Origin of the sequence: Methanomicrobium sp. W14 (genome assembly GCF_017875315.1) — an archaeon.
GTDB lineage: Archaea > Halobacteriota > Methanomicrobia > Methanomicrobiales > Methanomicrobiaceae > Methanomicrobium.
The window spans coordinates 606293-620348 of record NZ_JAGGMM010000001.1 but is presented as its reverse complement, the minus strand read 5'-3'; the positions used below and the strand labels follow the sequence as shown (position 1 = coordinate 620348).

The following is a 14056-nucleotide window of genomic DNA, read 5'->3' as shown; positions in this document are numbered from 1 at the left end:
TTTATGCCTCCTCAACAATTACATGAACTCCTTTTGAAGCAATTACCCTGACTTTTTTCCCCTTTCCAATGGTATTTTCAGAAGATTTTGCACTCCATTCAACATTATCAATTTCAACTTTGCCGCTGATATTGTCAGGTTCAATTTTTTTGGTTGCAATTCCTGTTTTTCCTACAAGAGAGTCCCTGCTTGTGGTATATGGAACACTGCTTTCTGCAGTAATTCTGCTGTAGATAAAAACTGATGCCCCTGCAGAGAAAAGCGCGGTTATTATACCTATCAGAATTATCCACGTAGAACTGAATATTTCCGGAAACAAAAGAGAAATTGCACCGAGAATAATCAGTGTCGTTCCTGGAACCGCAAGAAAAAAACCGGGATTAAAAGCTTCTGCCAGAAGAAGAATGACCCCAATTACTATAAGGGCCCATCCTATGGCAATTACTTCAGATACCATTTGTAGAATATATTGTTTTGATTTTATATAGATATATATGATTATAGAATTACCTTAATTATAAGGTTTTATCTTTCAAGACAGGCTATTCTTGATCCTTTTGGTATACTGATATTTTCTGCGACAGGTTCGCACTTGACCATCATAAGATATGCGACGGGGGGAAGATTCATTGTCTTCTTGTATTCGCTTAAAGATTCGTAATTTGCCATACCTTTTGATATAATCAGCGTTGAGGAATTTATTGCATCCCTTACCTGTGCCGGCAGAAGACTGAAATTGATTCCGACCTCGGAGATACCGTCAGTACTTGTATATACATTGTCTGCGATGCGGTCAAGGCCTATTTCAAGTGCGTCTTTTTTAGTGGCATCGTTGATAACAGGTTTTCCTTTTAAAACAACCGTAACATGGCAGTTTCTGCTCTTTAAGTATTCAATCAGTTTTTTGTCAAATACAATTTCCCCGCAGTTGTCGCAGAGATAAACAACATCCTGACAGAGATTTTCTATCTCTGCGGTATCGTCGACATTCAGTCCTTTTTTGAATTCCTCGTAGAAAAAACCTGAAAAATCGTCAGTCACCTTGTGCTCTTTTGAACCGTAGTCAAAAGTGTTTGCGATGACTGATGCAAGGACAATGTCTCTGAATGTTATAAGTTTATCTTCGACTTTGTCAAGTACCTTTTTTGCCTCAAGGTTTGATCTGAACTTTATTTCCCTATAGGGGTCTTCATTTTCAACTATCAGGCAGGCTGTCCTGTGGATCCTGCTTGAAGCTGCAGGAGACGGCATATTCTCAGAAAGAATACCTGTAAGCTGCAGATGGCATTCATCAAGTATTTCTTTTATTTTATCCTCATCACTTGTTGCAATTCTGCATTCATATTCTATTCTTGTAAGAAGGCATTCAAAGCATTTTTCTGTCAGTTTCATGTTATCGTTACCGTGACTGGTACATTTATTTGGGTCTGTTTTCTGTTAGATATACTGGTTTCGGACATTATTATGCAAGAATATCTGAAATTAAAATTTCTTTTTTTAGCCCGTGGAATAAACCGGAAAAAAATATTGGGAAGTAAATCTACAAAAAAAGTATTTAATTTTTCTTTGGCTTTAAATTCTTCAGATGATATAAGCCTTCGACAAAGCTCTCAAATGGATTGTTGCAATGATATACTGTCATTTTAACTCACCTGATAGTTATATTGTTGTTTATTAATATAATACTATTTGATAATAATCAATAATTATAATTATTAATCGTATTAATTAACCAGAGTGATTTCAAAAAAATAATGGGGCCACCGCGATTTGAACGCGGGTCAGAAGACCCCCAGTCTCCTAGGATGGTCCAGGCTACCCTATGGCCCCTTTTATAGGTGTTATATCAGATTGAACGGGATCACATATCTATTTTCTCTTTTTAATCTGGTTTCCTTTGGATTATATGTTAATTTTTTTAAATTCCTCTACATTTTTTGTAAGTTCTTCAAGTTCAGAACATGTGACGTTCATTGTACTGTTAATGTCGTTTACTTCATTCATCAGCTGGTTTACTCTTCTCTGCATCAGGTAGAGAAGAAACAGCAGAAATATGATTACTAATCCAAAGAGAACTATTATGAAGAATTCGGCTCCAAACTGATACATCTACTTTTTCCTCCTGGTAATTGAACGTGCCAGACGATCCAGAAATTTATCATCAGACGCTGATAAGGTGTCGGACTTTTTATATTCGACGCCTGCAAGTTCTGCAGCAATTTTTTTGATTTCAACGGATGCGGGAGAATTGGGGTATTTAACTACGATTGGAATTTTGTATGCGGCAGACCTTCTGACATTCGGGTCATCCGGTATCAGCCCTATAACTTTCACCCCGAGAACCTCCTCTATTTTATGTACGCTTAGTTCTGTCTTCTCGAGAGTTGCCCTGTTAAGTATGGCTCCTTTGATGTGTCCCCCGATAAGTTCGGTCAGAATTTTTGTTTTAAGCGCATCAACCATTGATGAGAGTTCCGGGTTTATAACAAGTATTACTTCGTCGGCAATTGCAAGCGGGATAACGCCGTCCCTGCTTATTCCTGCAGGTGCATCCATAATAAGAACGTCGCACTGGTTTATGATGTCTTTCATCACATCATGCAGGTTCTCGGGGTTAGCGTTTTGAAAACCCTGAAGGGATATTCCGCTCGGAATGACCTTCACGCCGCACGGCCCTTCATATATTGCTTCTGAGACATGTGCTTTTCCTGCAAGCACTTCATGCAGAGTTACCGGAACATTTTCCAGACCCAGTATGATGCTGATATTTGCCATACCCATGTCAGCATCAAGAATATAAGTCTCCTCTCCATAATGAGCAAGCATTGTTCCCAGATTGACAGACAAAGTTGTTTTTCCGGTTCCTCCTTTGCCTGAAGCAATAGTGTAAGTAACTACCATAATTCACTCGGACTGCAAAACTTTAATCTTGATTATCAAATTATTCAATATATATATCATTCGAATTCAAACGACTTATTTTCTTTTAGATATTCAATCTACAATTTCATTAAGATTTTCTGTGTTGCACTATGAAAATATACAATATGTACGTTAATATATATCTAAACTTTTAAAATACTCCGTTATCAAATAACCTTATCTATAATGATTAAAGACTATTTAGCTGGTCAGATAGATAAGCAAACAGTATTAAATCTTAAATCAATGAAAAAAAGGTAATCTTTACAAAATTAATATGGAATGAAAAACATAAGGATTATAGTTGCTTTTGGAGGTTCAATTGGAGATGAGTGAAATTAATCATTTGAATACTAAAGTAGAGAGTTCTGTCGCTGATATAATGGCAGTTGAGGGGGTAATTTCCTGTGCGATAGTTTCAACTGAAGGTCAGATTATAGGAAAGTCTGAAAGCAATTCTGCCTCATCTCCATTTCTTGGCATAACAGGCGCTACAATGTATGCATCTGCAGAAGCTGCATGCAGCACATTTCATGTGAGTGCTCCTGATGATATATTGATGGAAACCAAAAATAAAGACGGTTTAATTATTGTAAAAAGTATAAACCGGAAAAATTTAATCGTCATAATAGCTAATAAGATGGAGAGTATCGCAGAAATCCGTAAAATGATAAATACCATATCCGGCAATTTAGCGGAGGATTTGTAATGTATAAAATTCTTGTAGTCGACGACAGTCCTATGATAGTAGACGTATTTGTGGCCATGCTTGAACGTGGGGGATATGACCCTGTCGCATGCTATAGCGGACCTGAATGTCTTGAAAAATTAAAAGAGTTTACACCTGACCTTATTCTGCTCGACATAATGATGGAGCCTATGGACGGGTGGGAAACTCTGGAAAAAATTAAAACAAATCCTTCCACAAAGGATATACCTGTAATGATGCTCACCGCAAAGCAGCTTACACCTGAAGAGGCGCAGGAATATGGAGCCTACATAGAAGACTATGTGATGAAGCCCACAACACACCGCCAGCTGTATGATGCAATAGAATATATCCTGAAACGCCGGCAGAATATTACGGACGATGTAAAAGAGGCAAAGGGTGCAGGGATAGAAGAACAGATTGTAGAGGAATACGAAAGGCTCAGTAAAAGTGTGGATGTCTCAAAACGCCTGTTCAAGATTCTTGAATCCACGTACAATCTGAATGACGGTGAAATTAAAATCGGGGAGAATATCGCCCATGCAATTAAGAGTATGCAGATGAGCATAAAACTTCAGGAAGAACGCCTTGAGCAGATAAAAAAATCATTTAAGTAAGGTTCTATCCATTAACAGTAACTCAGATAAGATTTAATAAAACTGTATTTAACGGGGATTTTTCAATGTTTGCGCGGATGAGATCTCATTTTTTTTATGTTTTTTTAAAGCTATATTAATGGACAGATATGTTTAAATCATATTAATGCGTTGTAATAATGCTGAATAGATCTAGGAAAAAGGGCCTATAGCTCAGTCAGGCAGAGCGCCTGGCTTTTAACCAGGTGGTCGGGGGTTCAAATCCCCTTGGGCCCGCTTGCCACAAAATTTCAACCAAAATGTGGCGTATTTTGGTATTTTTTCGACGGTGATGCATCTGATCAAAATTTTAACATTAAAAAGGGGCTAAAGATGAGCACCAATTTTTCTGTATTAAATCACGTAATGGTACCTGACCATCAAATCATGAGTGCAGAAGAGATCGATAAATTGCTCTCTTCTTACCAGATCACCCGTGATCAGCTTCCTAAGATTTACCATGATGATCCGGCGGTAAAGGAAGTTGGCGCAAAGATCAATGACGTAATTAGAATTGTTCGCATAAGCCAGACAGCAGGGCGGGCTGAAGCATATAGAATGGTCGTAAAAAGGCCTAAAAAATAAATCTTTACAGTTTAAGGGTGGTCTTACTTGTTAGATCGTAAAACATTGTCCGAAGCATATTTTTCGCGTGCACATGTGGCGCGTCATCAGCTTGACTCTTATAACTATTTTCTGGATTACAATCTTCAGAAAGTTGTTAACGAACAAAGAGTGATTGAGACTGATATTGCACAAAGAGGTAAAGACAACGAGCCTGTATGGGTTGAACTTGGAGATATACGTGTTGAAAAACCGGTTGTACGTGAAGCTGATGGTTCACAGTCCGGACTTTATCCGAGTGAAGCGCGTCTGCGAAACCTTACGTATGCAGCTCCTATCCAGCTTGACATGACACTCGTTCAGGGAGACGAAAAAAATGACCCGGTAACAACAACAATCGGACAGCTTCCGGTAATGGTCGGGTCAAAATCATGCAACCTGTATGGTCTCTCCGATGAAGAAAGAATCGATCACGGTGAAGATTCCCATGACCCGGGCGGTTATTTTATAGTAAACGGCTCGGAGCGTGTATTAATGACGCTTGAGGACCTTGCGTCCAATAAAATAATGACTGAGTTCACCGAGAGGTACAACGAACGTATCTACGTTGCCAAGGTTTTCTCGCAGTTTCGTGGCTACCGTGCACTTGTTATTGTTGAGAGAAACAAAAAGAATCTTCTTGAGGTTTCCTTTCCTTCAGTCGCAGGACACCTGAAATTTGTCGATTTAATGCGTGCGCTTGGTCTCAACGGTGACCATGATATAGTAAATGCAGTCTCGACAGATGAGGATATCCTGACTTTCATGCTCCAGAATCTTGAGGAAAGTGAATGCGACAACACCGAGGAAGGCATTATGTATGTGGGAAAGAAGCTTGCACCAAACCAGACACGTGACTACCAGAAAAAACGTGCTGAATTTGTACTTGACAACTATCTGCTCCCGCATTTAAATGAACTGATGCCGACAGGGATAAAAGAGGAAGACCCCGGATACCAGGCTGCATGTGAGGGAGTACGTCTTGCAAAGGCACATTTCCTTGGAAGGATGGCTGAAGCCTGTTTTGATCTTGTTCTTGACAGAAGGAGAATCGATGATAAGGATCACTACTCCAATAAGCGCCTCAAACTTGCAGGAGACCTTATGGAGGACCTGTTCCGTATATCTCTTAACAGGCTTACAAGGGATGTCAAATACCAGCTTGAACGTGCAAGTATGAGACATCGCGACCTCTCGATCTCAACTGCTGTACGTGCCGATGTTCTGACAGAGCGTCTTCTGCATCCTCTTGCAACCGGAAACTGGGTCGGCGGAAGAACCGGTGTTTCGCAGCTTCTCGACAGAGTTGATCATATGGCTGTTGTGTCTCACCTCAGGCGTGTAATATCACCTCTTTCCCGTTCACAGCCGCATTTTGAGGCCCGTGATCTTCACCCTACACAGTGGGGAAGAATTTGTCCTTCAGAAACACCTGAAGGTCCGAACTGTGGTCTTGTTAAAAACTTTGCACAGATGGTAGAGATATCAAAGGGCGTCAAGGACGAGCAGGCAATAAACAGGATGCTTTACAATCTTGGCGTTGAGGAGCTTAAGAGGGAGGTCTTATGAGCAGCATTCACAAAAAATCCAGGGTTTTTGTTGACGGTGCCCTTATTGGTCTCTGCGATGACCCTGAGGCTCTGGTCAGCAATGTCCGCAGGATGAGAAGGCGTGGTGAACTTTCCACTGAAATTAACATATCATACAAGGAATATAACGGGGACATTATAATCCATACTGACAGAGGCCGTGCAAGACGTCCTCTCATAGTCGTTGAGTCCGGAAGGCCTGTTCTTACAAATGAGGATATTGCCAAACTGAAATCAGGCGATGCGGATTTCATGGATTTCGTGTCAAAGGGACTTATTGAGTTTATTGATGCAGAGGAAGAGGAAGACCTCCTTATCGCAATCAGGGAAGAGGATCTGACACCTGAACACACTCATATGGAAATTGACCCGTCTCTTATTCTGGGTATAGGTGCGGCTCATGTGCCTTTCCCTGAGCACAATGCATCTCCCCGTGTAACAATGGGTGCAGGTATGATAAAACAGGCCCTTGGTTTTGGAGCATCCAATATGAAACTGAGGCCTGACACACGTGGACATCTCCTGCATTATGTCCAGAAATCTCTTGTCCATACTCAGGCATCAAAAATTATAGGATCCGACGACAGGGCTGCCGGTCAGAACCTTGTTGTCGCTGTTCTTTCATACGAAGGGTTTAATATTGAAGATTCTTTGATATTCAATAAAGGCTCCATTGAGCGTGGTGTCGGTCGTTCCCACTTCTTCAGGACATACGACGGTGAAGAAAGGCGTTATCCCGGCGGGCAGGTTGATAAGATTGAGGTTCCCGATGAAGAGGTTTCAGGAGCCCACGGGGCTGATTCTTATCAGAATCTTGACAGTGACGGTATAATAAATCCGGAAACCATTGTCAGAGAGAAGGATGTGCTCATCGGGAAGACTTCTCCTCCGCGTTTCCTTGAGGAACCATCAGGAGAACTTATATCTGTTGAAAAACGTCGAGATACTTCAGTTACTATGAGAAGCAATGAACATGGTATTGTTGATACTGTTATTGTAACTGAAGGTGAGAATTCCTCACGTCTTGTAAAAGTAAGGACACGTGACCTTCGTGTCCCTGAAGTCGGTGATAAATTCGCTTCACGTCACGGGCAGAAGGGTGTTGTGGGACTAATTACCCCACAGGAGAACATGCCGTTTACGGAAGCCGGAATCGCTCCCGACCTCGTAATAAATCCGCATGCAATACCTTCACGTATGACCGTAGGACATATGCTTGAGATGATAGGAGGAAAAGTCGGGTCTCTTGAAGGCAGAAGAATTGATGCGACGGCTTTCAGCGGTGAACCTGAAGAAAGGCTCAGAAAATCTCTTAAGGCACTGGGATTCTCGCATAATGGTCGTGAAGTCATGTATGACGGAATCACCGGGCGCCAGTTTAAGGCTGATATCTATATTGGTGTCATTTACTACCAGAAACTGTATCATATGGTATCGTCCAAGATGCATGCACGTTCACGCGGACCGGTTCAGGTTCTTACACGTCAGCCTACAGAAGGGCGTGCCCGTGAGGGAGGTCTCAGGTTCGGAGAGATGGAGCGTGATGTTTTAATTGGTCACGGTGCTGCAATGGCTCTTAAGGAGCGCCTTCTTGATGAATCTGATAAAGTTGAGCAGTATGTCTGTGCAAAATGCGGCATGATTGCATTCCTTGACAGAAACCGTAATACCACACGCTGTCTTGCATGCGGAAACGAGACAGACATCTACCCGGTAGAGATGAGTTATGCATTTAAACTGCTTCTGGATGAGATGAAGAGTATGTGCATTGCGCCAAGAATGCACCTTGAGGATCAGGTATAAGGAGGAAAATAGTAAATGACAAGTCCGAAAAGAGTTGGAAAGATAGAATTCGGTCTTTTATCTCCAAAAGATATCCGTAAGATGAGTGTCAGGAAAATCATCTGGGCTGATACGTATGATGATGACGGATTCCCATATCCACAGGGTTTAATGGATCTTCACCTTGGTGTCATTGACCCGGGTCTGCGCTGCAAAACCTGCGGTAACAGGGCAAGTGAGTGTCCGGGTCATTTTGGACATATTGAACTGGCTAAGCCTGTAATTCATGTAGGATATACAAGGCTTATAAGAAAGCTTCTGCGTGTAACATGCCGCGAGTGCGGTCGTCTTCTGTTAAGCCCTGATGAGCTTTCAAAGGTACTTGGTCCGGAAGACGAAAGAAACGACGATTTTGTCTCTGAAAAGGATATCAAAAAAGAGCGTGTCTGCCCTTACTGCGGAGAACAGCAGCTTAAGATAAACTTTGAAAAGCCTACAACTTTTTCAGAGGTTATGACTGACGATGCCGGAAAGAAGATCGAGCACAAACTCACACCGGCAGATATCCGCGCACGCCTTGAAAAGATACCTGATGAGGACTTAAAACTTCTTGGTATTAACCCTAAGGTTGCAAGACCTGAATGGACATGCCTTACAGTTCTTCCCGTTCCACCTGTTACGATGCGTCCGTCCATTATTCTTGAAAACGGTCAGAGGTCAGAGGATGATCTGACACATAAGCTTGTTGATATTATACGCATTAACCAGCGGTTTAAGGAGAACCAGGACGCAGGAGCACCGCAACTTATCATAGAGGATTTGTGGGAGCTTCTCCAGTATCATGTTACAACATATATGGACAACGAAGTTGCCGGATGTCCTCCTGCACGTCACAGAAGTGGAAGGCCTCTGAAGACAATCTCACAGCGCCTTAAAGGAAAAGACGGACGGTTCAGGGGTTCACTTTCAGGAAAACGTGTAAACTTTTCGGCACGTACTGTTATATCCCCTGATCCCAACCTCTCGATAAGTCAGGTTGGAATTCCTCTTGCAATTGCAAATGAGATGAGTTTTCCGATACGCGTAACTCCGTTTAATATTGATGAAGTCCGCGAAATGGTTCTTACAGGTCCTGTACGCCCGACACTTAATTCACCCTGCGGTGCAAACTATGCCATAAGACCTGACGGAAGACGTGTCAGGCTGACAGATCAGACCAAGGAGAATATTGCCGAAATGCTTGAGCCCGGGTGGACAGTTGACCGTCAGCTTAGAAACAATGATGTGGTACTGTTCAACCGTCAGCCCTCTCTTCACAGGATGAGCATTATGGCCCATCGCATTGTGATTATGGACGGAAGGACATTCCGCCTTAACCCTGCGGTGTGTCCGCCGTACAACGCTGATTTTGATGGTGATGAAATGAACCTGCACGTCCCCCAGACAGAAGAGGCAAGAGCCGAAGCTGAGCTTTTGTGCAGTGTCACTGAAAACATTATGTCACCGCGTTTCGGCGGTCCTATCATCGGCGGTATCCACGATCATATATCCGGTATTTTCATTCTGACGCATACTCTTCGGTGGTTTGACAAATCCGGGACGCTGTACCTTCTCAGGGCAAGCCTGCCCGAACACCTTCACGCCCCCGGAAAGGTTGAGGACGGAAAGGAATACTGGTCCAACAAACAGATATTCTCGATGATCCTTCCCGATGACCTGAACATGGTCTACAGGGCAAGCTCTTGCATCAACTGTGACAAGTGCAAATATGAGGACTGCGACAGGGATGCATACGTAAAAATTATTGACGGAAATCTCATCTGCGGTACAATCGATAAAAAGTCGATAGGTGCATTTGACGGTGCGATTCTCCAGAGGATAATCCGTACGGAAGGTCTGAACCGCGGCAGGCAGTTCGTTGACGACGTCACAAAGCTCTCTATCCGTGGAATCATGTATGACGGGTTTTCATTTGGTATTGACGACGAGGACCTGACAAAAATAGAATACGGTCAGATAGACGAGGTTTTGGACAACGCCGAAGAGGATGTCAAGCGCCGTATAAAGATATACGAAGACGGCCAGCTTGAACCGATGCCCGGAAGGACCCTTGAAGAAACGCTTGAAATGCAAATTATGCAGGTACTGGGGAAAGCCCGTGACCGTACAGGAGACATTGCAGGAAGACACCTGGGTCTTTCCAACAGTGCTGTGGTAATGGCAGTCAGTGGTGCCCGTGGTTCTATGCTTAACCTGACCCAGATGGCAGGTTGTATTGGTCAGCAGGCAGTAAGAGGTGAGCGTATCACCCGTGGTTATGAGGGCAGGACTCTGCCGCACTTCAAGAAAGGCGATCGTGGTGCGGCTGCACATGGTTTTGTGAGAAACAGTTACAAGAGCGGACTTACCCCTACGGAATTCTTCTTCCATGCAATAGGAGGTCGTGAAGGTCTTGTAGATACTGCTGTCCGTACATCACAGAGCGGTTATCTCCAGAGGCGTATGATAAATGCACTTCAGGACTTAAAGGTCGGTTATGACGGGACTGTCAGGACATCAGGCGGAAAGATTATCCAGTTCAAGTACGGTGAAGATTCGACAGACCCTGCAAAAAGCTGCTTTGGAGACCCTGTGGATGTCGAGGGAATTGTTGAAAGTGTTTTAAAAGAGGAGGTCGGTGGAAAATGAGACCCGAACTCGTGGCAAAGATCGACGAAACCGATCTTCCGGATAAGACAAAGAATGATCTTAAAAAAGACCTTGAAGACAGGGACATATCAGATGAAGTGTTCGAAACTATAATGGGCCGCATAAAGGAGGAATACGCAAATACACGTATTGAACCCTGTGAGGCTGTCGGGATTATAGCTGCACAGTCCATTGGTGAGCCTGGTACACAGATGACAATGCGAACATTCCACTACGCCGGTGTGGCTGAAATTAACGTAACTCTTGGTCTGCCGCGTCTTATTGAGATAATGGACGCAAGGAAGACCCCGAGTACTCCTACAATGACAATTTACCTTGCAGGCGAATATTCCACCAACCGTGATATGGCGCGTGAGGTAAGCTGGCAGATAGAGGCGGCACCTCTGCATGAGTTTGGAGACATCACAACAGATATGCTTGACATGCGTGTAAATGTCCAGCTCAACCGTGAGGTCTGCAAAAAGAGAAAGATTACAATTCAGGAAATCATCGAACGTGCTCCCCAGAAAATAAGGGATAAAAATCACTACCGTGACTTTGAATATGAAGACGATGTAAACAATGCGAGAATATCATTTATTCCAAAGGACAGGGAGAGCTACCAGAACCTGTTCACTCTTGCAGAACATGTAAGAAAAGTAATTGTCCAGGGCATTGATGATATCGAGCGTGTTGTGGTCAGAAAGGAGAACGGAGAGTATATTCTATATACTGAAGGCTCTAATCTAAAAGGTGTATTTGAGGTTGAAGGTGTGGATACCACCAGAACCCGGACAAATAACATTGCTGAAATATCCGAAGTGCTGGGTATTGAAGCAGGAAGAAATGCAATCATAGATGAAGCGTTAAGCACACTTCGCGAGCAGGGTATTGCAGTTGATGTTCGCCACATTATGCTGGTTGCTGATATGATGTGCATAGAAGGAGAGGTTAAACAGATAGGGCGTCACGGAATAGCAGGTGAAAAGGAGAGTGTCCTTTCACGTGCTTCCTTTGAAGTCACTGTTAACCACCTTCTTGATGCGGCAGTTGCAAATGAAGTCGATATCCTTGAAGGAGTCACTGAAAACGTAATTGTCGGTCAGCCTATTCAGCTGGGTACTGGTGATGTGAAGCTTATAGCCAAATCTAGAACAAATTAACTAAAAAAATCAAAACCAACTAAAATTTAGGAGAATTTCAATGGATTTCGAAACGTCTCTCAGACGCGCAATTAAATCTGGCAATGTAGTAATCGGCCAGAAAGAAACAAAAGATTGTATCTCAGAGGGTAAAGCACAGATGGTTGTCGTAGCAGACAACTGTCCTGATGAATTTATTTCATATCTTAAAGATCAGGATGTATTCTCATATACATACGAAGACTCCAGTAAGGCACTTGGAATGTCATGTGGAAGACCGCATTTTGTAAGTGCTCTTGCAATTGTTGATGCAGGAGATTCCGATATCCTGTCATTGAAGAGGGTTTAATTACATGGGAGAAATTGTATTAAACGAACAGAGTCTTCAGTTGATGAAACAATTTGAGGATATCACCGGTGCAGGAAGCCGTGACTGTATAGTTGACGAAAGAAACGATCGTCTTATTTTTGTCATCAACCCCGGGGATATGGGACGTGCTATAGGAAAGCAGGGTTCAAGCATAAAGAAGGCATCCGAAGACCTCGGCAAAAAGATAGAAGTCGTTGAATTTTCAAACGACCCCGAGCAGTTTATAAAGAACTGCTTTTTGCCTGCACGTGTTCTTACCGTAAACATCGAAGAGAATGAAAACGGCGAATATGTTGCAACTGTCGATGTTGAGGAAGAAGACAGGGGAATCGCAATAGGCAAGGGCGGAAAGAATATCTTTAAGGCAAACAAACTTGCCGAACGCCAGCATGATATTGTGAGTGTCCAGATAATTACAGATGAGACTCTGTAATTTTTCTTTTTAGTTTTTTTTTTGAATATTCAGAATAGTTTTAAAGGAGAGCTGTCTGAATAACTTATTTATTGTAGTCTGAAGCTTTCTGTAAAAGTTCTGAGAATTATTGTTATTTTCCAGGGGCGGGCAGGTGTCAACTTCACTGATTCAAAGCCCATGTTTTACACTAAAGCTTACCTTTGATGGATTTTTTCATTTTGCCCCGGTGGAGTAACTGTATGATGCCGGATTTACATGAGATTAGATCTTAAATCCCGCATGAGGTGCACACCTGGTCTGTGGCCATGTTTTTCCAGAATTTTTCTCTTTTGGATATTATGTCATCAAAATCGTCTTTCATTATATTACCCAGTACGTGATCCGGCCTGTAGCAGCACGGCGTTATGTCGCCGTTCCACCTCATGAAGAGGGTAGTATTGAAGAGCCTGCAGGGGAGGGTATGGGGCAGTGGAACTACGACTTTACAATCAGTTTTTTCTGCTGCATCTGTTATCTTCTTAAAGATTGTCTCTTCTTTTTCGGTATATTCCGGTCTCCACGGATACGACCTCTCGAAGTTTATGGCATCCACACCAAGCTCCTTTGAAACAGAGAGAACCTTCTCTACGGTGTCGAAGTTCCTCTCCATCAGTGCGGCATTGATGTATGTTTTTGGAGAATCAGGCTTTCTGCTGCTGTTTCTGCATGTTATGAAATGTTCTATGTTATGCCTGATCTCAGGGGTGAACATTAATATGTCGGGGAGACTAAATGCGACGATCTCAAGTCCTGAACCGAGCAGTTCATTTGTATTTTCTTTAACTAGTGTTGCGTTTGTGGTGAAATTAACAGAGATCCCTTTCCCTGAACCGTATTTTATTATATCAAAAAAGGCGCGGGTTGAGAAGGGGCTCTCCCCACCCGTGAAGAGAGAGGTAACTGAAACCGTGTTTATTGACAGCTTCTTTAAACACTTCAAAGTTGAGGTTTTCTCCTTTTTGTGAGTATTTCTTTCTTAGGCAGAACGGGCAGTCGAGGTTGCAGTCCGTTGAGGGTTCGACCTGCAGGATTGGGGGTATTTTATTATTTATATTATACATCACTCATCATCATGTGTCCCCAGGGTATCAGCGTGTCTTGTTAAATTAATTTTTATAACTAAAGTAATAATTAATATTACTATTTTATTATATATTATAAT

Annotated in this window: 14 protein-coding genes and 2 tRNA genes; 10 read left to right on the top strand and 6 right to left on the bottom strand. The window is 42.6% G+C overall.

Annotation, left to right across the window (positions count from 1 at the left end):
- Position 1: 1 nt before the first annotated feature.
- From J2128_RS03250 to minD, 5 genes are all read right to left on the bottom strand, one after another.
- Positions 2-457, bottom strand: a complete 456-nt coding sequence (locus J2128_RS03250; protein ID WP_209689604.1) for an NfeD family protein — start codon at positions 455-457, stop codon at positions 2-4.
- Between the two features lie 68 nt (positions 458-525).
- Entirely contained in the window at positions 526-1392 is an 867-nt protein-coding gene (locus J2128_RS03245) for a DUF89 domain-containing protein (protein WP_209689603.1), read from the bottom strand.
- A gap of 363 nt (positions 1393-1755) precedes the next feature.
- Positions 1756-1830: transfer RNA gene (locus J2128_RS03240), tRNA-Pro, on the bottom strand.
- 72 nt (positions 1831-1902) lie between these two features.
- A complete protein-coding gene (locus J2128_RS03235; protein ID WP_209689601.1) occupies positions 1903-2109 on the bottom strand; it encodes a hypothetical protein in 207 nt (68 codons plus the stop codon).
- Entirely contained in the window at positions 2110-2901 is a 792-nt protein-coding gene (gene minD, locus J2128_RS03230; protein WP_209689600.1) for a cell division ATPase MinD, read from the bottom strand.
- Positions 2902-3250: 349 nt separating this feature from the next.
- Here minD and J2128_RS03225 point away from each other — a divergent pair, with 349 nt between their 5' ends.
- The 10 genes from J2128_RS03225 (at position 3251) to J2128_RS03180 (ending at position 12873) form a co-directional block, all read left to right on the top strand.
- Positions 3251-3631, top strand: a complete 381-nt coding sequence (locus J2128_RS03225; RefSeq protein WP_209689598.1) for a roadblock/LC7 domain-containing protein — start codon at positions 3251-3253, stop codon at positions 3629-3631.
- The gene (locus J2128_RS03220) at positions 3631-4248 is read left to right on the top strand and encodes a response regulator (protein WP_209689596.1); all 618 of its coding nucleotides are present in this window, start codon (positions 3631-3633) and stop codon (positions 4246-4248) included. Before J2128_RS03225 ends, J2128_RS03220 begins: the two co-directional genes overlap by 1 nt.
- Positions 4249-4429: 181 nt before the next feature.
- Positions 4430-4503: transfer RNA gene (locus tag J2128_RS03215), tRNA-Lys, on the top strand.
- Positions 4504-4599: 96 nt separating this feature from the next.
- Positions 4600-4851, top strand: a complete 252-nt coding sequence (locus J2128_RS03210) for a DNA-directed RNA polymerase subunit H (RefSeq protein ID WP_209689594.1) — start codon at positions 4600-4602, stop codon at positions 4849-4851.
- A gap of 27 nt (positions 4852-4878) precedes the next feature.
- Entirely contained in the window at positions 4879-6438 is a 1560-nt protein-coding gene (locus J2128_RS03205; protein WP_209689592.1) for a DNA-directed RNA polymerase subunit B'', read from the top strand.
- Complete coding sequence (gene rpoB / locus J2128_RS03200; protein WP_209689590.1) at positions 6435-8261, top strand: DNA-directed RNA polymerase subunit B; 1827 nt, start codon at positions 6435-6437, stop codon at positions 8259-8261. The genes J2128_RS03205 and rpoB overlap by 4 nt, the downstream gene beginning before the upstream one ends.
- A gap of 15 nt (positions 8262-8276) precedes the next feature.
- Positions 8277-10928: a DNA-directed RNA polymerase subunit A' gene (locus tag J2128_RS03195; protein ID WP_209689587.1), complete on the top strand. Its 2652-nt coding sequence runs from the start codon at positions 8277-8279 to the stop codon at positions 10926-10928.
- A complete protein-coding gene (gene rpoA2 / locus J2128_RS03190; RefSeq protein WP_209689585.1) occupies positions 10925-12091 on the top strand; it encodes a DNA-directed RNA polymerase subunit A'' in 1167 nt (388 codons plus the stop codon). Before J2128_RS03195 ends, rpoA2 begins: the two co-directional genes overlap by 4 nt.
- A gap of 40 nt (positions 12092-12131) precedes the next feature.
- The gene (locus J2128_RS03185) at positions 12132-12419 is read left to right on the top strand and encodes a 50S ribosomal protein L30e (protein ID WP_209689583.1); all 288 of its coding nucleotides are present in this window, start codon (positions 12132-12134) and stop codon (positions 12417-12419) included.
- Between the two features lie 4 nt (positions 12420-12423).
- On the top strand, positions 12424-12873 hold the full coding sequence (locus J2128_RS03180; RefSeq protein ID WP_209689581.1) for a NusA-like transcription termination signal-binding factor: 450 nt from the start codon (positions 12424-12426) through the stop codon (positions 12871-12873).
- A gap of 250 nt (positions 12874-13123) precedes the next feature.
- On the opposite strand, the gene J2128_RS03175 is transcribed toward J2128_RS03180, so the two are convergent.
- Entirely contained in the window at positions 13124-13834 is a 711-nt protein-coding gene (locus J2128_RS03175) for a radical SAM/SPASM domain-containing protein (protein ID WP_245323285.1), read from the bottom strand.
- Between the last annotated feature and the right edge of the window lie 222 nt (positions 13835-14056).